The organism is Chitinophaga sancti (genome assembly GCF_034424315.1).
Taxonomy (GTDB): Bacteria; Bacteroidota; Bacteroidia; order Chitinophagales; family Chitinophagaceae; genus Chitinophaga; species Chitinophaga sancti.
On the sequence record NZ_CP139972.1, the window covers coordinates 1,198,891 to 1,222,200 of the forward strand.

Genomic DNA, 23,310 nt, shown 5'->3' on the forward strand with positions numbered 1-23,310 from the left:
GAGACTATTTGTTGAGCATTGCACTTCTGGACTCCTTGATGGTCATGATGCCTCTCTCAGTTTCCTTCTTCAGACGAATCAATCCTCCTTCATCATCGTACTCATAGAAAGTTGCATAGTTATTCTCATCCAGTTCTGCCATAAGACGAAGTGAAGATTCATCATACACATAAGACTTCATGTTGGCATTGTATGGATGCACACGAATATCATCGAAGTAAACGATGTTACTACCGGTGTTCTTCAGGCTAATCATAAGTTGTGTAGTTGTAGCAGGTATATCCAATATCATTTCAATACGTTGCCATCCCTCGATAATATTGCCTGAAGGCTTACCCGTGATCGTTGATTCAACAGTACCATTATGCAAAAGCGCTACATCGATTTGACTACCAGTATAGGCACTACCACTACACTGCCCGGATTCTTTTACCCAGGCGCCTACCAATATTTTCTTCCCTGCCAACGGAGAAAAGGAAGGAAGCAGCGCTTCTTTGCCTAAACGGATACTTTTTAGTATACTGTCAGTACCTCCACAATTGTTGGCAGCGGCATTAATAGCGATATTAAATGAAGGATCATCAACAGATACATCGCTGGTGACACTTGCTACCTTTATATTGTCCAGACGCAGGCTGTAATTGCCGGTATGCTGAATGGTGGTATCGAAATTGGATTTGTAGGAAGAGAAGTCAAAGCTCCGTGCGGCAGGACATACATTATCACATGTACCACCTACATAATTATAATCTTCGAAGCCGTCAAAAGCAACTTCCCGGTAGCGGGCATTCTGTGCCACAGCTGTGGCTAATGCATCCTGGAAACCATATAACCCGGCAGTATATCTACCCAACGGATCTACATTTTCCATCTCCGCCCCTTTCTGATTAAAGAGAGTAGTTTGTGCTGTCCACACCCATCTTGACACCGCTGTATCCTGTGGTTGCCATTTACCATTCACCAATTGCCAGAAGGACAGGAAATTACTGACGGTACCATCTGTACGGGCATTGGTAGCGTTATTGGTATTTGTTTCCGCACGTGGATTATAAAAACCATATGAGCGATATGGGCGCCAGTTGCCAGCTACACCAAATAAATATGGATTGACACTTGTGTCAGTAATTGCGCTGTAACAAATACCTGATGGTTTATAATTACAGGAAAAGCAACTGTCAATATATAAGCTGGCGACTACACCAGTATCAGATGGAAGCGTCCAGGTGATGTCAAGATATGGACGTTTGCTGGAGTCTGCAGTATACTTTTCTGAACAGAAGGTCGCGTATAAAGTAGTTGTATCTGTCGGAAACGTGGTAGGAACTGATTTCGTATTTACCAGTGTAATTCCATAATCCAGTGATCTTCTGCTGGAAGAAAACCAATTTTTGATGTCTATCTGAAAGTCCTGTTTTGCTATTTCCGCCACGATGGACATTGAATCAGTGACACTTCCTGTCAGTAAAGTACTTGCTGTAGTTTGATAATTCCATGCAGCAGAACGCCGATATACTGTTGCAATTGGCTGAAGATTACTTAAGGTATACAGCGAATGCGCATTGGTATAGGTAGACGCATTAAATCCTGCCGGATATGCATAGAGATACAAATTGGCAGACAGTACAATTGCATTGCTGGGAATATTGACAGCACTGTCTATCGCAAATGTTGTTGCAATTTTGTACTTGCTGCTGTTTGATGCATAAGCAGTACGCATGTAAGCGGCGGTGCTATCCAACTGTGTTGTTGGATAGGTAGTAACTGATGAAAATATGTTACTGGCGCCTGCAATGTAATTTACGTTTACAGAGCGGGTTACCTTGTATTTCTTATTTACCGGACGACCATTACTATAGGTGACCGCGCCTGTATTACCACAATTCCTGCTTTTCAGTGAAGAAAAGGTGATATTACCGCTGGCTGACTTTAGTGTAACGGAACAGTCCCCCATCTGTGCCCTATATTGGGTGCCTGTGGTGGCAGTTGTCAAGGCATAGAAATACCGGTTGACGTTGCTCGTAAGAATCGAGCAGCTACTACCAGATACCGCGTAACCAGCCGCATTTGCATCTGCGATCAGGGTAGAAAGCAAAATGTGATCAGACTCCTTTATGAACAACCTGTTTGACGCAATCAGGTAATCAAAAAGTGGTTTCAGACAATCGCAGGCACAACCGGAAGACTGCGCCTGGGCCTGATAACCGGGAGCGGTTATCAGGAGGCTGAAAATAAGTATAGTGAGATATCTTTTCATATGTATAGTATCTTAGTCAAATCATCATAGGTTACCAAGTGAGACACTAATATTCCCGTTGAAGTATAGGTTCAGAAATTCGAGGGCGCCATCTGCCTGAAGGACTCCATCCTTCCCGTCAGTAGAATTTATACTATAGCTGGCAGGTATCAATGATGAGTTGAAATGAACAGTGTAAGGAGGATTATATTCAATCTTTTGATAGGTTTTATATGATGACGAATTAGAAGCATTCGCACTACCGACACCCTTACCTGTACCATCTATTACACTGATACTCAGAGAAGCCCGATTACTGGTCGATTGAAATGAACCTGCAGTCACTAAAATCCAGATAGAATCCTTTGCGACACAAGTAGCATGAGCATTTGCATAATTCTTTCCATTACTATCCAGGTCTCTTATTGCCCTGGCATCTGCACTATCCTGATTGATTAATGAGGGATATTTGTTTGCGGGTACCACATACGTGACCTGGTACGCAGCTACTCCGGTTGCACAATCAGGCGTATAGCTCTTTGAATACCTATGATTATAATAGATAGTAGTGTTTGTGTTACACTTTGTACTGTCTCCTGAATAAGGTAAATTAGGGCCCTGCAGGCAAGCCAATACGGTTCCAGCCTTACGACTGTCCGCTACTTTCCACAGTCCGTTATATTCAACCGCAGAAGCATTAATTACCCTGGAAGTATTATTTATAACGAGACTATTCTTACCTGAGATGGGATCTTTGACAACGGGATTAGCCAATAATGTGATATTGTTGACGAACCCACTGAGATTCTTTCTACCAGATTGTAACACTTTTAATGATACGCTATTACCTGTAAACGGCTGTCCGTTTTCATCTACAAAGTACAAATCAGGCTCTCCTCCACGCTGTACATTTGCATCTACTGTATAAATAACACCTGGTTTAGGGAAAGTCGCGATATCCGGCGTACAATCATCCCCGCCTGTTTTTTCTCTTGAATAGATCAGTATTCTATCACCCGTAGCAAAATAGTCTGTTACTTTTTTACCAGCAGGAATGCCTTTTGTAATACGTCCCTGGTTGATATAGATACTATCAAGTATAACATCTATATTCTTGTAGGCACCACTCATGCCATCATAGGCCCAACCCGCAGGTAAGGTAAATGTATATATCGAGTCACCCCATTCATTCTGGGTACTATTCAAAATGGCAGCACCTGTTTCGCTATCATACAGAAGGTTACGGGTAGTCACAGTGCTTCCTTTATCAGTCGCTTCCACATTGTCCAATACACCATGCCTGTATATTACTTTTGACACAGCAGAAGAACGAAACACCGTTTCTTCCCGGTTGTATACATTTAACAACATAGGGATAAATAACACCGGAGGCCACAGGAAATAAAACATATCCCCGTTTATCTGGGCATTCCAGGACGTACTCAGGGAACGTTGCTGACGCATATCCATCATCAACTCCATATCCTTTCCTACCACTGCACTCTCATCAATATCTCCATTGGGCTTCATTACCATCACCGTATTATTCAGGTGTTTGAATGTTGCATTCGCGTTATCCACCTTATAATTATACTTTGTTTCGGTAACTGCCTTCTTATCGTCCAATTCTGAATAGGTAGCTTCTGATTTCTTTTTACCATGCATATCATTCAATTCCACCTTAAAGCCCTGGGTGACGGCTATATAATGACGGGAATTGATACGCAGTAAATTGGTCAGGGATGGCTTGAATCGGATTTTATCCAGGGTAGATCTATCTACCAGCGTAGGAAAATCATACGCGGTATAAAAACAGGTTTCAGCAAATCCGTTTGCAGAACGGGTATTTTTTGCATTGATCGTCCTTACCCTTACCCTACTATATCCTATAGAAGGGGAAGGGAAGAATGATTCACCCAACGGAGCTTCTACATAACCACTGGAAACAGGTGCTAAGGCCGATACCTGCTGGGTATATTCTATCGGCTCTCGCCATGGATTTTCTTCTCCACCGATCATAGGCTCATAAGTAGCTACACCACTACTAATGGTTTCATCCTTTCCGTTGACAGTACGAGTGGTAGTATAGTTGTATTCCTGGCCATACATGGACTGTTTCTGGCCTGTCATTTTATCCCAATAATCGTAGATAGTGACACGTTTTACACGAATACCACCACCATATTTCTTAAAATAAGGGTTGTTCAGGCGAACAAAGCTACGATCTGTCTGCACTACCTGCGCCCAACCTTTTGAACGTGCACCATCATCAAAACCTGAGATTGCAGTCAGAATATTGCCTGCACTGGATGCAATTACTTTTATCAGGTCAGACCAACTAATGTCATCACCTGTTTCAGAACCAGGATATGCTTTGGAAGGAAGATTCAGACGCAGGAAGGAAAGCGCGGCCTTTGTCAGTGGGCTGTATTTGCTATCTGACATGCCAATCTCCCCGCTGTTATTGATGGCTTTTACTTTTATCCAGATGGTGTTACCTCCGTTAAAATAACCGTAACTGCTTGTATCCAGTGAAGCATAACCAGGTACATATTCTGCACCACTGCCATATTTATCACCAGGCATGTTCACATACAGGCGGAAATAAACTTTGGTTAATCCATCGAGGTACCATTTACTTATTTCCCGTTTACTACTGACAGCTCTTGGTACGTTCACTGATATATACTGGAAATCACTTCCACCCTGGTATAAGTAATGACTGAGGTCTGTAAGATTTGTATTAATGTCCGGGCTATTCTTTGTAAACCCTGCGATTGTAAACAACTGCGCTGCACGTTTATTTTGAACAAACGCGTAGTCATCTCCTTCGTAATCTATTTTCATTCGGCCACCGGAAGGTATTATAATTGAATCCAGTGCCCATACTGCAACATTTGCTGACGCAAGTGTGCTATCCTGGATAGCATATGGATAATCGCTGTTATTCAATTGGGCAGGATTCTGACTGGCAGGTTTATATACTCCCCAGCGGTCCACGTTCTTACTGTTATAAGGTGTTGTACCTGCATTATAATGGAATATGTAGGGATGACGCTGTCCTTTTTTGTTATTATTATAGGTAAAGTATAGGGAGTCAAGTGTGAGCTTTCCTACGGATGGATTGCTGCTGTTAATTCCAGGACAGAGTTTATAAGAATATTTAAAATGGACCGTCTTCAAAGGCTTAGGGTTTTTCTTCATAAACTCTGCCTTTGTGTACAGGTTGATCTCATCTAGCTTACGGGCTTTACTGCCAGACATCTCACCATTTTCACCTATATCCTGCAAGTCATCGCGGTTACTCATTTTAAAGACAGCAATCATGGTCTTTGACTCAATTGAATTCAAATACCATAATTCTTTCTGGCCGTGAACATAGCTTCCCTTGCCATCACGGTTGTCTGTACGCATCCCTTCGCTATAGTTTGCTTTATTTACACCGATCGGTGCACGCCAGTTAGATGGATTAACAAGACCAGCAATTTTGGTATAGTTAAATTTGATCGCATTGCCGGGATCATCTGCGGTTATACCGTTTCCGGTAAGGTCCTTATAGTCTGATGACAATACTGCTGTCAGCAGGAATGTATGCGCATAGGCTGGTGTAACCTCACTGGAAAAATAGTGATCATTTCCCTGGTTATTATCTACTGTATTGTCAGTACCACGATTATATTCTACCAGGCCTGTAGCCAGGCTACCTTTGCCTTCATCCACAGAAAATGTTGTTTCAGTTTGCTTCAGGTTGTATACTGGAATACCGTACACATACCGCTGTCCACCGGTATTCAGCACATTGATTTCGGAAATATGGTTATCCAAACGGAAACTGTTCACCCTTTTTTCAAGGGTAACATTACCATAGGTTACGTTATCATTGGATGCTGGTAAATAAAGATATTTTTTAGGAATCACACTACGAGATTGTGAAGGATATGACCATTCCAGCGTAGCTACTGTATTGCCGCCTTCCTGGAAATAATCCATTCTCACTGTATAGAACTCTCCTGCTACCAGGTTTACAAATACAGTATCCGTTTTGACGTCATGGACATTCCAGTTGGATTTAACGTTGACACCATCCAGGTATAATCTCATACCGTCATCACTCTTCACATAAAAGGCATATCTGCCACTCACCGGCGCTTTGATACGACCAGTCCAGCGAACGGAAAAGTTATTATCCAATTCTGTAACACCGGGAGTTTTTTGGAAATTGGACTTGGTTAACATGTTTATCACAGAATCAGTTCTCTGGAATGATATATTTCCAAAATTTTTATCTGTGAAATATTCTCCTCTTAAACCACTTGCAACACTATCTGTATCTATTATTTCCTGCGCACATGCATTAGCAGTGTAAGTATTTTCAGTGTAATTTTCGATATACTTTGGGAAACCGGCTAAACTGGCTTCTGCTGCTGTAAGATAAGAAATCACCTGTGTGCGCTTATCTCTTGCAGTCTTATTATAGGTACTATTATTAATCGCCTGCTTGCTAACAAGCGTTGAGTTATTGAATCTATTGATTGTATCTTTTGCCAACAGCGTAGGATCACTGTTACCGTTATGATAGATATTAACAGCCACTACATCATCCCCTCCCAGATTATTATAATAATCCTTATCGTTTACCGTCATTTCGCCCGGATTGCGGAAATAGGACGCTTCATAAGTGCCATAAGAGCTGCTGAACGCCGTTTTGCCGGCCATCTTATTATTTTTGCTCCATTCCCCCGTTTCGGTGTGGGAATAAGTATAGGTGAGATCCGCACCCGCGTGGGCAATAGCAGTAGCGCCTAAATCAGCACTGACATTTCCGCTATGAGACTTGGTTTTACTGTAATGATCAAATATATGCCCTACATCACTACGATAAGCCCTAAAGGTACCGCCAATGCCTTCGCCTGAGATACCAAATACATCGTAAGTATAAGAAGGTATACCTATATTGGGTACTACCGGCTTCTCTTTATATGGAAGATCCTTTTCCCTGTTGAAATCAAGTAATACTGCGGTATTCTTACCTGACTTCTGGTAGTTGAGATAACCATAGGCAGGAAAAGATTGTGTACGGTCGCCTGAAGCAATACTCTGTACAGAGACATAACCCGTGATTGCACCTGCGATATTTGTACCCAAAATTTCAGTACCGCCTTTTACTGTTAGGGTCAGGTTTGTGTTTGTAAAAGGTATTGACGGGCTGGGTAAATAGCTTGGGTAAGCATAGGACACCAACGTTCTGTCTGCATGAGACCTCGCGTTTTTGCCTTCCGTGTTATACTGCTGTACGCCCAATCCTAAATCCAGGCTTTTTAAGCCTGATCTTGTATTATAACCAGTACTTAAATCCAGACTTCCGGTCATAGTCCGTTCCTTATTGGACAATTGTAGTTCCAGGTTAGGATCAACACTCACTCCGTCCATAGAACTATTTGTAATAGATAATCCAGCGGTAAGTCTACCCATTGAACTTGAGCCGGAGTTGATACTTGGGCTCAAACCAGCCGACGTTCCCCAACCCCTGTAATTATTATATACAATACCCGCGGAGGCGCCAAGATTGAATATTTTACTGGTAATAGGCACCCCAATCGTTTCCTGTGACAGCGACACATTGACGCCAACGGTGGTATTGGCCTTGACGGAGGTTGTTTTGGTAACAGATTCTGCGCCACTGAAGTCATCTGGCAAGCCACGTAAGGTACGGGTAATGGAACCGGGATTCAGGTTCCAGCCCAGGCCTACCCAGCTGGCATCTTCACTCATACCTACACCACTGTTATAACCTAATGCTAAAGGATATCCACCCACATCCATGAGGGGAACGTTATAACTGAAATCACCGGAAAACAGGTCGACCATATTGTCATCGCTAACAGAGTGGAAAGCCTGGCTTTCTGGTTGGGTTGGACCACCGATGGCTCCTTTGGCTGCAGCAGGTGTAAAGGCATTAGCAGCTAACGGTGTCAAAACTTTCCTCGCAGCAGCAAATGGTGCATTCTCTTTCTCATGTAGGATCAGTGGTGCTGCAGAGGGCTTCACCATTCGTCTCACAACTACAGGCATGCCTAATGCATAGGAGGGGATAATCGTCTCAATATAGAGCACAACAAGCATCAGTGAAGCAATAAATCGCTTACTTCCTGCGACATGTTTTAAGATCATTTAGGCTCTTATTTTTTATTATAAATAAATTTTGTATTCCAGTATTCAAGTCTTCCGTTCAGGATATGAAACAGGTAAGAATGTCCGGTAGTAAAACTATTATTCAATACCACCTTGAGCTGGTTAGGACCACGGTTCAAAGAAAGCATTCCTGATTGCACGACCTTCTTACTTTCATCCAGGTTAATAATTTCGTATTTCACGGTATTATCACCCGGATCATTGCTATAGCTCAATTGTAAGGTACCGGAACAGGTAACGAGTGGCGCATCCAATCCTCTTTTCAACTGTACGTAAGCAGCTTCTTCAATGTTTATTTTTTCAGCATGCACTCCCTTCAATTTAAATGTCCAGATCTCTGCCTGTGCAGCAAACTGGTTTCCATTGTTAGCAACGACGGTCCAGGCATACTTTTTAGCGGTGTCTAATTGTACTGCTGAGGCGGGGTAATTAAGAAACATGTTCTTGTTATATGCAGCACGATATACTGGTATATTCTGTTGTATTGCTTCCGCGGCTGACTGACCATTACGCAATTCAACAATGGTAAAATCGTAGTTCAGATCACTGAAGATTGCCTGTGGAGCAGGTGGCAACCAGCTGAATTGCGGTAAGCTCTCTTCCACAATACTTTCATTAGCAGGCGCATTTAAGATCGGAGGGCTCACTGGTTCTACAGCAAAGGGTATACAGTCTTCGCCTATTACACTCCAGGCGTCGCCTATTCTCCTAATTACGGTATAGCAGGCAAGGTAGCTCCCTGCTGTGAGCATACCATTTGCACTACGGTCAGCAGCTGCAGATAAATATTCATAGCTGACCGGCGATACATCGCCTACCTGTAACTGCTTCGCCCCTTTGTTTAACACAAATGTCCGGGAAGCACCAGTCAATACTGGTTGATTGGTACGGGCATCAGTAACACGTATCTCTACCTGTACAAGTATAGGAGATGTAGATCCAGACACCAACAGGATATTCCACAACTGTGCTCTCTGCATTACACCGGTTGGAGGTAGCTGCACTGTCATACTAACTTGTGCAGTGGCGCGTAAGGATAGCATTACCAGGGCTATCAGTATGAAATGTCTCATTTAAAATATTTTAGTAAAGGTAATTCTGCCTGTATTATTTGAAACCAGCCGCCTTTGAGCGCCAGGTATAAAGCCTTTGTCTGCCATCATTTCAACCTGTCCGAAGTAAGGAATATTCACTCGAAAGTTAGCTGTGTAGCCTACCTGGCGAAGTTCGTACACTGTCTGATAACTGTATTTCACCCCTCCCCCTATATCCAGCCAGGTACGTACCTGATATTGTACATTACCATCTGCGCCATACAGGTTATAGTCGCTATTGAGTGCAGCAGATCCGGTGCCTTGTATAGTAAAGCGTCCGAGGAACATGCTATGATTGAGCAGGATGTTCTTTGTATTAAAGTAGACAAAGCTACTGTCAGTCATCTTATTATAGAAGCGGGTGTACGATAGCATAGAGTTCATCGTTATCCTCTTTACCTTATAGAAATGACTAACTGTACCGACTAATGTATAGAAAGTATTCTCCACCAGGGCTCCCTCAGTCAGTTTGGTAAGCTGTGAACTTGGGTAATAACCGATGCTGACTACCGGATAATTTTTTATTCTCAATGTAGCCTGGAGGGTTTTGAAGATGGTATTACTATTATAGTTGGCCTGCTGGAACTGACTTGTGTAGTCATTTTTTCTTATAGCTGCAGTGACGAGCAACTGCTGTCTGAAGAAAGGTTGGTCAATTCTTACATTCCAGGCTATTTGTTTTGAACCTGTAGTATACAGGCTGAAAGACTGAAAACCGGCACCTAATAACTTGTAGGTACCTGTGAGTTTAGTTTTGGTAGCAGGGATGAAAGCGTTTGCTGCAATAGACCAGGCCTCATTTCTCCGGTCACTGAACTTCAGCAGGCTTTGCGCTTTACTCTCATCTTTAGCTGCCTGATAATATGGAAGAGAAGATTTCGCCACTTCTCCTGTAAGGAATAAGTTTTTTGTTAACTGCCAACGGCCTTCCAGGGCAATTCCTATGATGTTGTAGTCTGGGTAACGGGAACCAGCAGAATCGGTATGCTGGTTATAAAGCTGCCTTTTACCCATATAATATGTGAAATACACATGGTTCCCTTCTTTCATGCCATAGCCAGCTTTGAATAATGACAGGTATTGTTTGGGGCCATCGTTATTGACAACATAATTCCTGAACCGATAATCAATGACACCTGTTGCGACGGCGGCATACCAGGAAGGGTTATATTCCACCTGTCCTCCCTGAATGCTGATGTTTTTGGCGGTTAGTTCAGAGTAGTCTACCAATGTTCGCCCCAGAGCAATCGTCCGGATAGCAAGCAGGGTTTTGTACCCTTTAGGCAAAACGGTATCAGGGAGATTCATCTCCTTCAATGTGGCGGTCAGTTCTTCATTATTACGACTAGCCATAAGTTTCGATAGCAGGCTTCCATTTACATCGCCTATCTGGGATTGATGTAATCGGTAAAGGCTATCCAATTTTTTGACTCTTTTTTCAAGTGAATCTATTTGGCGTCTTTTAGCAGCATATTCATCCTCTAATGAGCTGTCGGATGATAACTTCAGCCTGGGCTTATTTTTGAGTACCAGATTTAGGTTCGGATGTGGTAATGTATCCAGATTAAGATTAGGCTTCTTGCCGTACAGCGCCCGTTCTTTTGCTTCTACCCGCCGTTGGATGGCTGCAGGACCATCAATATCGACTCTAAGCTGGTTTAGCTTAAAAGCTTCGGCATCGAGGGAGCGCTTTTCGTATTGCAGATCCTGCATCTTTGTATAGCGGGATACATCCCATTTTTGCAATTTCTCCCATAGCAGGCTTTTAAAGTCGCTGCTGGTATATTGCATATTCAGGCCAGTGATATTTCGGAACAGGGTTGAATTCCCTCTTGCAGTAGTAAACCCAACACGTACCGGGTACTGATCTCTGATAGTAAAGTCGAGGTAAGTTTGTACAGTATGCTGATAAATATCTTTTTGCTGATAGGGAGTATCAACGCCGGATTGATAGTAGTAATCATAGATAACATTTCCATGCACCTTCAGGAAAGGCTTGCGTGGGTCGCGAGGCCTGGCAACTGAATCATAGTGCTGATTGCCGTGTAATGGTACCAGATTAATATTTCCAGCGGTATCTGTTGCTAATAAGTAGAACACTTCGCCGGAAGATTGCTTAATACCACGAGGAAATGCAACTATGGAACCTTTACCAGGGGCACCAGGCAACGAGGTACTACGTTGTAATTGAGCATAGGTATCCAGGCTCCCTGCGGTAAGGAAGAATAATATTATGTATAGATACTTCAACTTGTTAATTAAGCAGTTGTGATTGGGAATACGACCTTATAGGTATTCGGGTATAAGAGCTTTCTCGAATGGGTTTAATTATGACATAGATACTTTTTGGATCAAAGAAAAAGGGTTAAGGTAGTTCACTGACAGATACGGTTAAAATGGATTGATGGCGTAAAATCATAGAATAAAAACTAATTACAAAACTTATTAAGCATATTTTATTACTAATTGGAGAAAGGTAAGGACACGTTAGTTCATCCTGGAAATCTAATCCCCCCAATAATACTTTTCAGCTTTTTAAATAAGTGGTATAGGCATCAAGCATCATTCACTCCATAGTCATAAACCCTCTTTAGCGCTTCTTCGATAGAAGGTTTTCTTCCCTGGATTACAACAAAATCTTCTATAACTTCCTTTGCCAAAAATACTTCAAGTAAATAATGGTACTCTTGTCCATTGTATGTTCTTAAAATACTGCTATCTTCATCCTGTTCCAGGAGAATTGCTTCTGATGCAGGATTTGATAGATCTTGCATATAAATAGTTAAGGCCCTGTCTATTGTGTCGATTCCAACAATTATATCCCGAAGAATCATACTGTCTATATTTTTACTTGAATAAAACCATTATTCGCCCCCAATTAAAAAACGATTATAATAATAGCTGTACGCTTATTCATATTAAAGTTTTTCAAAGCAGCAGCAAAGGAGCCACAGCTCTTTTGCCATTAAACCATATTACTGTCCTTTATCTCTGTGTACAAAGTTAATATCTAATGAATTAAACTATAGGCTATGGATCGTAAAATCTTTTTCATTGTAGCAAAGGAGCTTTTGAGAGTTCAGGAACAGTTGCGCTAACAACACCTAAAATACAACGGTATTTTAGGCCTGATGGATAAATCATAATTACATCTTTTATTTCAGATGTATCTCTTGCATATGGATATGTAACGATAAAATATAGCATTTCAGATCAGGCCTATAATACGAAATATGGCAGAAGTAGCCGCCCAGCAAGCCAGTTAGCTGAATACAGAAGCCGGTGGCCAAATTTACTTATTGGGTACAAGATATTGTTCAAAGCACCAGACAGGGCAACTGCATTAGATATTGAAAGATCCTTGGTATCTTCACATTATCAAATATACATGCGTGGGCCTCTTGGGCAAGCCTTGCCAAAAACATTTTAATTATAAAATCAAAGCATGCTCGGTAATTTTGAAATTAGTTTCTTAGGAGATCAGGAATTGTCATTCGAGGCCAATCCAGTAGGTTTATCCTACATGTCACTTCTAAAGGCAGCAAAATTTATAAAATACAAGAGAATCGATATTTGCATAATAAATCGGTCTGAGACACTTTTAGAAGTGGAAGGAATTGATTGTTCTTTGTGTCAGGTAAATATCAATTATGATGTATCTATTACTTCTTATTTTTTTCAAAATATGCATAAGCCTCCTCAAAAATCTCATATAAAGCTGCAATATCACCACCAAGGTCAATAATACAGTCTCTGTTCAAATAAATACTTGAATTGTAAGGGATAAAGCTTGCGTAACTATTTTTACTTCCCATTATTAGCATATCAAAATAATGATGTACTTCCTTACCATTAATAATCAAATAATCGTAACTAGGTATATGAAAAGAATCCAAAAGGGGCAGTTCCTTCTCTATTTTCATTAAACATTTTTCGCCATCATCTTTCTTAGATTCAATAAAATATTCCTTTCCCTTCCTAATTAATTTGGCGTAGCTCTTGCTACCATCAGCGATTATTAGCATGACAAAAAAGTCTTCCTGTAAACTAATATCTTCCGTCTTAAGGTATGACTGTCTCAGCGTTGAACTATCAACAAAAATATAAGATTGTGCGTTAGCATTTATGGAGAAAGCGAATAAACTACTTAGTATTAATGCCCAAATTTTCATATAAATTAAGATCTTGTTGGAATAATTTAGGATCTTTTTATCAAATAAATAATAATCATTCCCTAATTTTGAGATAGTTTTCATTCCTTTTTTGCATCATAATCATATTTAAGTTGAAATCCTGTAGAATAATATGGTTGCAAGGTAATATTATCTTTATATCCTGTCCTAATTAATTCTCCCAACACAATATTTTCAATGAACAATGCGCCAACTTCTGACACAATCTCTTTTAAGGTGATTCCAAACAGCGGTAATACTTAATGGACTATTATTGATTGAAAAATTATCATTCATTTCTACGCTATAGATGTTTTCCGAAACGATCCTTAACGCTTATACTAAAAATGCCCAACCTCGCAATCCCTACAAGTAACAAGTACCATATAGTTCAAGTCTGGTTCTTTCGTGAAATTCTCATTAATGAATTGAATTATAGTAAGGACACGTTAGTTCATCCTGGAAATCTAATCTCCCCAATAATACTTTTCAGCTTTTAAATAAGTGGTATAGGCATCAACCATCATTAACGCCATAGTCATAAACCCAATTTAGCGCTTCCTCGACAGAAGGTTTTCTTCCCTGGGTTACAACAAAATCGTCCATAATTTCTTTTGCCAAAAATACTTCAAGCAAATAAATGGTACTCTTGTCCATTGTATGTTCTTAAAATACTACCATCTTCATCCTGTTCCAGGAGAATTGCTTCCGATGCAGGATTAGATAGGTCTTGGAAATAAATAGTTAAGTCTCTATCGATCGTGTCGATTCCAGCAATTATATCCCGAAGTGTCATACAATATATATTTATACTTTAATAAAACCGTTATTTCCCCCAAACTACAAAACCTCCACCGCTTCCAGGTAAATGATGCAAAACTTTCCAAAAAACTGATTACTATCATCTGTTGTGAACTGAGTAATCCCTGAGGCGTCTCTCATGTACATAAATTCCTGGCGTTATAAGTAGTACATTGTATAATTCAAGGGATTGAGCTCCTCATCCGGGCCATTTTTCATTAATATACTTTTAAAATGAGTCGTTCGGAATTGTAAACATATTCCTAATACGGAGATTACTTTGCCATACATTTTACGCTACCAGCAAATGGATCAATAAAATTGATATATTCGGGATATACCGATAAATCACAAAAAATAAGACTCCCAACAACTATATTCTCACTTGGAATTGGACCAAATTGATCCAACTCCATTTTATAACATTTTGAGCCATGTTCATCAAGCATCTCCTTACTGTGTACTTTAATTAAATCCCCCAAAAAGCCTGCATAGTATATTTTAGGAGTATGAGCAGTTTTAAATTGGAAAATTGGTATCCCAACTTTCATCCGGTGGGTTAATGAATCATAGTTTTTATCATTATAGTATTTACTAATAAATTCTATTTTCCTTTTCTTTAGATTCAAAGCGATATAACCCGTATATCCGGATGTGTCTGTTGCAATTGTTAGACGGTAATATGTTTTTTGATGATGTAAAATGGTATTTGCTGAATCTATAATATAGTACACAGTCATCGGCATAGGCTCTCCCCATTGCGTAAGACTGGTATAAGCATATTCTTTTACAAGTTTGCCCTGCCCAAGAGCCAGTGAAGAGCATATAACTATAAAAAGTAAAGTAACTATTGGTACTTTTTTCATTTAATTAGTTTTATTTTCAGCTGTTTTATCAAATTTCTGGACACAGTAATTATAAAAACGAATCTGGCTTTTTAACTTCTGTATTATCAATTGCGGGTAGTGGTACCTCTGAACCCTGACTGGGTATGCACCGGGTAGACAGGTAACGATAAAATCATTACACAAACAATCCGCCCGCAATAGGTAATAAGGGCATCCATTTCTAAGGAATAAAAGTAGCATTCTTATTGACTGCTCCCAGGTATAACAATAAAATTACGAGGATTTAAGCTAACAGTTAATGCACATAAAATTATAGGAATATCAATATTTTGCAAGGGCTTAACATCGGCGTATATAGATACCAGTGACAAATGTAGAATAAGAGATGGCAAAAGTAAATAACACAAACATGTACTATTGATTTATATTTCAATGATAAATATCAGTCTGAATGTAAGAGTTGCCTTCCTTCATTGCTGCGCCCTGATCGATTCGGATCAATGAATTACCAGCACATATTCTTCGTAGGTACGTAAAAGTTTGCCGCTCTACGCCACCTTCAATCCATCCACAAAACACACCAACAGCTCCCATAGTCATCCCATCAAAAACGAAAAGGTTGCCTCCCGGCACCACCCGGGAAGCAACCTTGTACTTCTATATTTCCATTACAGCTCCAAACATCCTCATCCCCCTGCTACCTGCTCTTTGTACGGGGTAAGGGTACAATCTGCCCGTCTGCAGGGTTGTATAGGAATTTCATCTCTACTACTGCTCCGTTGGTACCTTTGCGGTAACCATTGATGTAGCCCCATTCAAGGAGCTCCCTCATATAACGGAAATAGTTACTCCTGCTTCCAAGATTGGATTCATTACACATTTCATAAGACGTAATGTGGAGTACCAGGTTATGCTCCTGTTCCTGCCATTTCAACAGAAGGTTGATATATAGCATAACATGATGAGGCTTTATGTTCCTGTCTGACATCCGGGTTTTCCAGAACGCAGCGAGTTGTATTTGCAAATTAAAGTGAATATTCATGGAGGATACAATGTGGTCGTTAATAATGGGTTTACTAACAAGACGACCATTGCACCCGGTCGAATCATCGATACACCCGGCCACGGATGCATATGCAATCGGTCGTCACCACTTGTGGAATGAGTACAGGATTCATCATAGCAAATTTAAAATGTGAGGAATATATGAAATAACAATAATTGACTGCAGCCGGGAGTACAGTGGAGATAATTCTAAATATATGCATATGAGTGCTATTGAAATTGAGCCCGGTAAGAATACCAGGCCCTTTTACATCTTGACCTTTTTAACCCAAATAGAATATTTTTATTCGGTCGCGATAGGGATACCAGGCCCTTTTATAGATTCGCCAGGTAACCTGGTAAATCATTTATAATCAGGCCCTATAAGAATACCGACCACTTTCACATATCCATTTTTTATCCTAAAAAAATTTAAACAAAAGTGTAATAGGCATACCCGTTATGTAACACTAAGAATATTTTAATTCAGGCCCGGCAGGATTACCAGGCCCTTACCATCGAACACCTATTAACCATAATGCACTTTGTAAATCAGGCTAATAAAATACCCAGGCATTCCATCCGCCATGAAAATATTTTTTAAACGCCCCGGTAGGAATACCAGGGCAGGTCATAACATCATTTATCCAGGAACAACTAATTCACTATGTTATTTTCAATATCAGCGAAGCTTAAACCAGAACTCATTTCATAATTACTATTTATGTATTGATTATCAGCTGGGAATACCTATTTATGCAATGAGCTCTAACAACAATGTCCTAGTCCGTTCAATTCAAAACATTTTCTTCTCATACCCATTACGGTAAAAATTTGAATATTTCTTCTCATACCCATTACGGCAAAAATTTCAATATTAGCACCGGCAAGAATACCAGCGCAAGTCATAACACTAGCTGTCCATATGCTTTTATTCCCTAAACCCAATTCTAAAACATCGGAATATCAGATCCGCAAATCCATGAGTTCCATTCCTTATCTCTTAATAAATCCACCACTACAAGATCACCCTCACGTCTCCATATCAGCCCCCACCAAATCAACCAGCGCAACTCATCTCCTACCTCCCCATCTCCCACTATCTCACCACCATCACATCTGCAATATCAGGCCCGGCACGACTACCGGGCCCTTTCACCTCTCGTTGACTGACAAACTACTCTCCCAAAAATCCCTCACAAACACTAATCCACCTTAGCCCTAATGCCGTTTATCCGGCGAGCTATCCACATATAAAACCCGGTTAAACATCTCCCGCATCCTGCTGCGAATATGCTCCCCATATCTCTCTCCCAGCTCCTCACTGTACAATTTCGTAGTCACATGCGTTATCATTCGCCGCGATATAAAATAATTATACCTGGATAAGAGCACTTCTCTCATCACATTCACACTTTTACCATAATGATGTCCATCCGGCTCCAAACCCAAATCATCAAAGCAATACACACGAGGATGCCCGGTTGAGTAAAAAGACTTTTTTGTAAATTGGATAATCGCTTCATACGCTCTCGTGTCAAAATCTAATACCACCTCATTGCTTGAACGAAACTCCAGCCGATCCTTCGCCGCACAAAAATTACTCATGATCTTCATGATCGCAGTTTTGCCACAACCCGTTGGCCCCATCAGCAGGACGCCCTTTTTCAGATCCAGTCCTTCCGCTTCTGCTACGGTCTTGTCTTTCAGGAAATAGGCTAACAGCTTGGTAATAACCGGCTTGTCAACATCATCGATTATGAAATCACGCCCAAACATATCTTTCCTCAGTTTTGAGACATACTGTAGCAGAAAATGATAATCATAAGGGGTCGCTATAGGACCTTGTGACATTGGTGTGAGATTTTCCTGATTTCCCATTTTTATTTGGTTTTATATTCTCTGACCATTTAGCCGCCGCGGCCTCCCAATCCATTATCGGCTGCCCACTGAGGGTCCAGCTGATCGCCTCATAGTGATAAAAAAACCGCCGGGCCTCCCGGGATGTTACTTCTCTTTGCGCAAACCATTCCAGGACGGCCTCTATTGTTGGCTTTTCTTTTTTTGAAATGAATAAATCATTTCTTTTTGCGGGTGCCTGTTTACCCTCCGTTTTAAAGACTATTTGTTTGTTTAAATAATTGTGTCGCAATTCTGCGACTGTACCTGTATCAGTTTTAGTACCTGTATGGGTATCAGTTTTGAGATCTGTGCTTGTATCAGTTTTAGTACGTGTATGGGTATTAGTTTTGAGATCTGCGCTTGTATCAGTTTTAGTACGTGTATGGGTATCAGTTTTGAGATCTGTGCTTGTACCAGTTTTAGCACGTGTATGAGTATCAGTTTTGAGATCTGTGCTTGTACCAGTTTTAGCACGTGTATGAGTATCAGTTTTGAGATCTGTTCTTGTATTAGTTTTAGTACGTGTATGGGTATCAGTTTTGAGATCTGTGCTTGTATCAGTTTTAGTACCTGTATGAGTGCCAGTTTTAGTACCTGTATGGATACCAGTTTCAATACCCGGACGTATATCAGTTTCGGCACTGGCAGGCATTTCAATTCCAACACCTCTACGAATATTAATCCCAACATCTCTACGTATCTCACTTTCACCACCCACATCACTTCCAACGTCTCTATGAATATCGCCTCCGCGCCTATCAACACCAACAACTGCACGTATCACACGTTCACCATCCATATCACTTCCAACGTCTCTATGAATGTCGCCTCCGCGCCTATCAACACCAACAACTGCATGTATCACACGTTCACCATCCATATCACTTCCAACGTCTCTATGAATATCGCCTCCGCGCCTATCAGCACCAACATCTCTACGTATCACACGTTCACCACCCATATCACTTCCAAGGTCTCTATGAATATCACCTCTGCGCCCATCAGCACCAACAACTGCACGTATCACACGTTCACCATCCATATCACTTCCAACGTCTCTATGAATGTTGCCTCTGCGCCTATCAACACCAACAACTGCACGTATCACACCTTCACCACCCATATCACTTCCAACATCTCCGCCCATATCCACCACCGCCAATCCCCCCTTTCTCCCCGCCTCCTCCGCAACCCCCGCAATACTCACGGTGCAGGGAATATATGGACGGCCAGAAGGGTAATAAATAATATACCCACACTTATGCAACCATTTCAAACAATGCGTATACGTATTTGCAGATCCAATTTTACAAGACCTCATCACCTGCTCGCGCTTGATCGGAAAACGATGCCGGAACCGATAAGCATTCCAGGTAATAAAAAGTGCCATGTACAAACTGATATGATTAGGCCGCAACCGGGAATCATTCGCAACGCATTTCCAGAAGGAATTGAGGTGATGAATGTAATTGATATGCGCACCCTCATTCCCTAAATACGCATTACCCAGGCGCTGCACCTTGCCTGCCAACACCGCTCTCTCCCCCTGTTCCCCCAACACTGCTCTCTCCCCCTGTCCTCCCAACACCACTCTCTCCCCCTGTTCTCCCATCACCGCTCTCTCACGCTGTTCTGCCAACATCGCTGTCTTCACATGATGTAATTCCTCAGAAGATAATGTTGTAATCATGGCAATTTTCCGTTTTCAAATGAAGGATCCATTACCGCTGCCCCCTCCTCTTCAATATTGAACAGACGAATAAAAGAAAGCAATACGCGACCGATAGGTTCCGGAACAGCCGGAAGATTGTGCATATATCTTAGCAGATTTTCTGCTGACAATTCCGCCCGGTCTTTCGTAGCAAAATGCCTGGCAACGAACTCCACTATTTCAATCTCACTGTCAGTCTGTATCATGTCATCTTTCATCAGCAGCCCCAAAAGAACAGCCAGCTCCTTAACAGAAATATTCAACTTCACTTTACAGCCGCCCTCATACTGCAATAACACGGAGGAATAATTGATTTTATCCTCCAGGTAATCAATTTCATGCTCCAGCCAGTCAAGCATAAACACCTTTACTGAGCGTTGCCTGGAATCGTAATGAAAACCCGGCAGCTCCGATCGCTGGTAAATTATTTTCAAGCACCCTCTGGCCTGTAATAATTGTTGATAAGACGTTTCGCAGGCATAAATATTTTCCTTCAACACCCCTTTCATATACTCCAGGAATCCTTTGTTGTTAAAATTCATGCTGTATAAAACTTCTTCAGCAGCTTCCCTGCTTTTCCCGGTAATATTCAGCAGCTGTCCGCTCAGCTCTATCATATAACAGGTTCGATAAAGCGGCACATCAACCGTTCGCGCCACTTCCAGGATCGCACCAGGGACGATATCCCCGAACTCCATCCCGGAGAGGAGTTCTTCCAACAAAGGAATGTTATCTGACAAGGCTGTACGTGCTGTTGATAATAAAGTTTCGGTAAAACCTGGTGTTTGTTTCATGGCATGTAGTTTTAATTCAGCTGCAAAGTTTTCATATTCCACTGAAGTATAAAGGGGTATCATAAGTGGAACTATCGCCCCTGAAACTCAATAGGGATATGAATAGTACCATAAGTGGAACTCCCTTTTGTCAGAAAAAACTTCCTTTTTATCAAAAAAAGTTGCCCCCGGGGAACGGAGGCAACGACATTTAACAACAGGGGGTTCAAACATTCATTTCCAGGAAACATTACAACACAACATCCGCCACCGTCTCATTCGCGGGTAGATCTCTCGCAATCGCAGTAATCACACTACCTTTCAGCGCATCATTCAGCACGGTTGCCACATATACCCAGTCTAAGCCGTTAGCATGCATCGCCGCATCTCCCTGCTCGATCAGCACTCCCGCAGCATTCGTGATAGACACCTTCACACCAGCAACCCTGAAATCATCGATAGCCCTGACCGTTATCGTACTACCAATAGCACCGGTATATAAAGCCGTCGTGATATTCCTGATTTCTGGCGCGACGAACGCATCCCTTACTGCCAGGTTATAGGCCGACTGGTCCTTTTTTGCTTTCACGGCCGCCGCCTTGTATAAAGCATAGATATCGGGTAACTTCAAAATGGATTTGGTATAGATAGTACCCATTTTGAATCTGCTCTGGATGTTGAGCTGCTTCTGCGTAGGGTCTACCGTGTTACCCCTACGATGCTTTCCGATCTGGATGCTTCCAGACCTTTTCTTAGTGATGGTCAACTCTTTCCCAACTGTACCGGAAGTTCTGATATCCACTCCTTCTTAATTCCAAATGAAATGATTAGTACACCTACAAAGTAATTAGCTTCTATTGGCATAGGGAGTACAGTATGAGACCTGCTTTCATCATAGTACTCAACCTCCGTTACGCCTCTTATATCCAGACCAATTGTACTTATAATAAGTATAACTCCTATTGCGACTGATATCAGATATCCCCATTTATGGATAAAATACCCTAAGCGCTGTATCATATCTAATGATTTATGTTTGCTAATTTTCTGATGGCTGAGTTACTAGTTGATGATTTTGATTAGTCATTTATTCAATCTACAACCATAAATCTTATTGCTATATTTGAATACATTCGTACAGGATGGAAATATTTCCATCCTATGTTTTTGGCGCTAAATAATCCAAAATCCTAACCTGCATGAAAATAATTGTGAATTACAACTTTAACATGGTAAAATATTGCGATAACGATGTGTTAGTATTTTTCGGCGGCAGAAGACTTGAAAAATTACACTATAAATGGCAGCTTTTCGATCTACATGAAAATACCATTGCCGAAATTAGATTAAAGCCTTACTTCTTTTCATTTTCTCCAGATGAAGAATTCCGAATCTCATTTTCTGACAATAACGACACTTACAATCTATTCATGTATTATAAGACCAAAAAAGCTCCTCATTATGAAATTGATTTCAACAATGATACTTACGAAATAATAGTTCACAAAGGAAACAAAGTTTCATTTTTTAAGAATCAATTGCAATTTGCCTATTACATTAAACAGGCAATAACTTTTGGCGAGGCTGATAGATTACAGGTGGTTGCGGATGACGACACCAACATTAGCTTCCTTTGTATGCTTATTTATGTTACTATATGTACAACGGAAACTAATGATGGTACTATCAATTTCAATCTAGGAAATCTATCCAGAGAAATGAAAGCATTTGATACTCAATGGAAGCCCAAACTAAATTTTAGCAACTGATTTAATCACCTGGCTGAATAATGCCCGATATTGACTGTAATTTCCAACAGGATCATTATCACCCATACAATTTACAAACAATATAAAGTTACCCAGATCAATAATACCGTTAGTTGAGCCTAAATTCGTACCACTTACGCTCATTCGAAAATCTAATATCGTGCACTGGTATCCATTAACCAGCATAGTTTGAGAGCTTAGTGAGTGCATATCATTCAACTTCTCTTTTACTTTTTTCAGAAAAAAATCGGCATAATTAGACAATAAGGCTCCTTCCTTTTTGGCCACAATATTTAATACGATTTTGGGACAAAACACCTGACTTTCTTTGCAATTCATTTTACAAACCGATAACACATTTGCTTCGCTCCCCCTTTTCCATTCATCAGGGTAACCTATTTTAAATCCATATTCCTTAAATTCAGCCATATGTAAACGAGATTTCGAACTATCTATATTCCTTGTTTTACATTTAGCTATAGTTAACATTACTCCTGAACAACTAAGTATTAAAAAAAAACTCAAACAAAAAAATCGTTTCATAATGTCTTATTTATTAAATCCTAATTTCAAATTAACATCCCCCCCAATGAACAGCTCCTATCCCCAAATCTACTCCATAGAATTGTTTATTCTTACCTATTTTATCTGAAAATTTAGGTGTTTTAGTCATACTCATCCCTTTTTGTTCCATCTTTTTCGCCTTATCTGCCAGATTATTCATACTTGTAAGTTGTGGTACAGGGACTACCACGTAAACTCCATAATCCT

Annotated in this window: 16 protein-coding genes; 1 reads left to right on the forward strand and 15 read right to left on the reverse strand. The window is 40.8% G+C overall.

All coding sequences use genetic code 11. From position 1 onward, the window contains the following. Positions 1-4 precede the first annotated feature (4 nt). The 13 genes from U0033_RS04295 to U0033_RS04355 form a co-directional block, all read right to left on the reverse strand. Positions 5-2,254, reverse strand: coding sequence for a hypothetical protein (locus tag U0033_RS04295; RefSeq protein ID WP_072364199.1), 2,250 nt, complete (start codon positions 2,252-2,254; stop codon positions 5-7). Positions 2,255-2,278: 24 nt separating this feature from the next. Next, the gene (locus tag U0033_RS04300; protein WP_072364200.1) at positions 2,279-8,404 is read right to left on the reverse strand and encodes a PA14 domain-containing protein; all 6,126 of its coding nucleotides are present in this window, start codon (positions 8,402-8,404) and stop codon (positions 2,279-2,281) included. 8 nt (positions 8,405-8,412) lie between these two features. Next, positions 8,413-9,498, reverse strand: a complete 1,086-nt coding sequence (locus U0033_RS04305; RefSeq protein ID WP_072364201.1) for a hypothetical protein — start codon at positions 9,496-9,498, stop codon at positions 8,413-8,415. Then, positions 9,499-11,769 carry a hypothetical protein gene (locus U0033_RS04310; RefSeq protein ID WP_143150874.1) on the reverse strand — a complete coding sequence of 757 codons (2,271 nt, stop codon included), beginning with the start codon at positions 11,767-11,769 and terminating at the stop codon, positions 9,499-9,501. A 305-nt stretch (positions 11,770-12,074) separates the two neighbouring features. Then, positions 12,075-12,353 carry a hypothetical protein gene (locus tag U0033_RS04315; protein WP_072364203.1) on the reverse strand — a complete coding sequence of 93 codons (279 nt, stop codon included), beginning with the start codon at positions 12,351-12,353 and terminating at the stop codon, positions 12,075-12,077. An 828-nt stretch (positions 12,354-13,181) separates the two neighbouring features. Then, positions 13,182-13,775, reverse strand: a complete 594-nt coding sequence (locus tag U0033_RS04320) for a hypothetical protein (RefSeq protein ID WP_072364204.1) — start codon at positions 13,773-13,775, stop codon at positions 13,182-13,184. Between the two features lie 432 nt (positions 13,776-14,207). After that, positions 14,208-14,348 (reverse strand): hypothetical protein, encoded by a 141-nt coding sequence (locus U0033_RS04325; protein ID WP_177318689.1) that lies wholly within the window; start codon positions 14,346-14,348, stop codon positions 14,208-14,210. Between the two features lie 419 nt (positions 14,349-14,767). After that, complete coding sequence (locus tag U0033_RS04330) at positions 14,768-15,358, reverse strand: hypothetical protein (protein WP_072364205.1); 591 nt, start codon at positions 15,356-15,358, stop codon at positions 14,768-14,770. A gap of 679 nt (positions 15,359-16,037) precedes the next feature. Next, entirely contained in the window at positions 16,038-16,382 is a 345-nt protein-coding gene (locus U0033_RS04335; RefSeq protein ID WP_326980860.1) for a hypothetical protein, read from the reverse strand. Positions 16,383-17,605: 1,223 nt separating this feature from the next. Further along, positions 17,606-18,238, reverse strand: a complete 633-nt coding sequence (locus U0033_RS04340; protein WP_072364207.1) for an ATP-binding cassette domain-containing protein — start codon at positions 18,236-18,238, stop codon at positions 17,606-17,608. Beyond that, entirely contained in the window at positions 18,207-19,976 is a 1,770-nt protein-coding gene (locus U0033_RS04345) for a hypothetical protein (RefSeq protein WP_322518522.1), read from the reverse strand. The genes U0033_RS04340 and U0033_RS04345 overlap by 32 nt, the downstream gene beginning before the upstream one ends. Continuing rightward, positions 19,973-20,791, reverse strand: coding sequence for a hypothetical protein (locus tag U0033_RS04350; RefSeq protein ID WP_322518521.1), 819 nt, complete (start codon positions 20,789-20,791; stop codon positions 19,973-19,975). The genes U0033_RS04345 and U0033_RS04350 overlap by 4 nt, the downstream gene beginning before the upstream one ends. Positions 20,792-21,020: 229 nt before the next feature. Next, positions 21,021-21,572, reverse strand: coding sequence for a hypothetical protein (locus tag U0033_RS04355; protein ID WP_322518520.1), 552 nt, complete (start codon positions 21,570-21,572; stop codon positions 21,021-21,023). Between the two features lie 397 nt (positions 21,573-21,969). Here U0033_RS04355 and U0033_RS04360 point away from each other — a divergent pair, with 397 nt between their 5' ends. Beyond that, the gene (locus U0033_RS04360) at positions 21,970-22,539 is read left to right on the forward strand and encodes a hypothetical protein (RefSeq protein WP_072366749.1); all 570 of its coding nucleotides are present in this window, start codon (positions 21,970-21,972) and stop codon (positions 22,537-22,539) included. Here U0033_RS04360 and U0033_RS04365 read toward each other — a convergent pair. Both U0033_RS04365 and U0033_RS04370 read right to left on the reverse strand, forming a co-directional pair. Continuing rightward, positions 22,522-22,968, reverse strand: coding sequence for a hypothetical protein (locus U0033_RS04365; protein ID WP_143151026.1), 447 nt, complete (start codon positions 22,966-22,968; stop codon positions 22,522-22,524). The genes U0033_RS04360 and U0033_RS04365 overlap by 18 nt on opposite strands. Before the next feature lie 145 nt (positions 22,969-23,113). Continuing rightward, positions 23,114-23,263, reverse strand: coding sequence for a hypothetical protein (locus U0033_RS04370; RefSeq protein WP_177318777.1), 150 nt, complete (start codon positions 23,261-23,263; stop codon positions 23,114-23,116). Positions 23,264-23,310 lie beyond the last annotated feature (47 nt).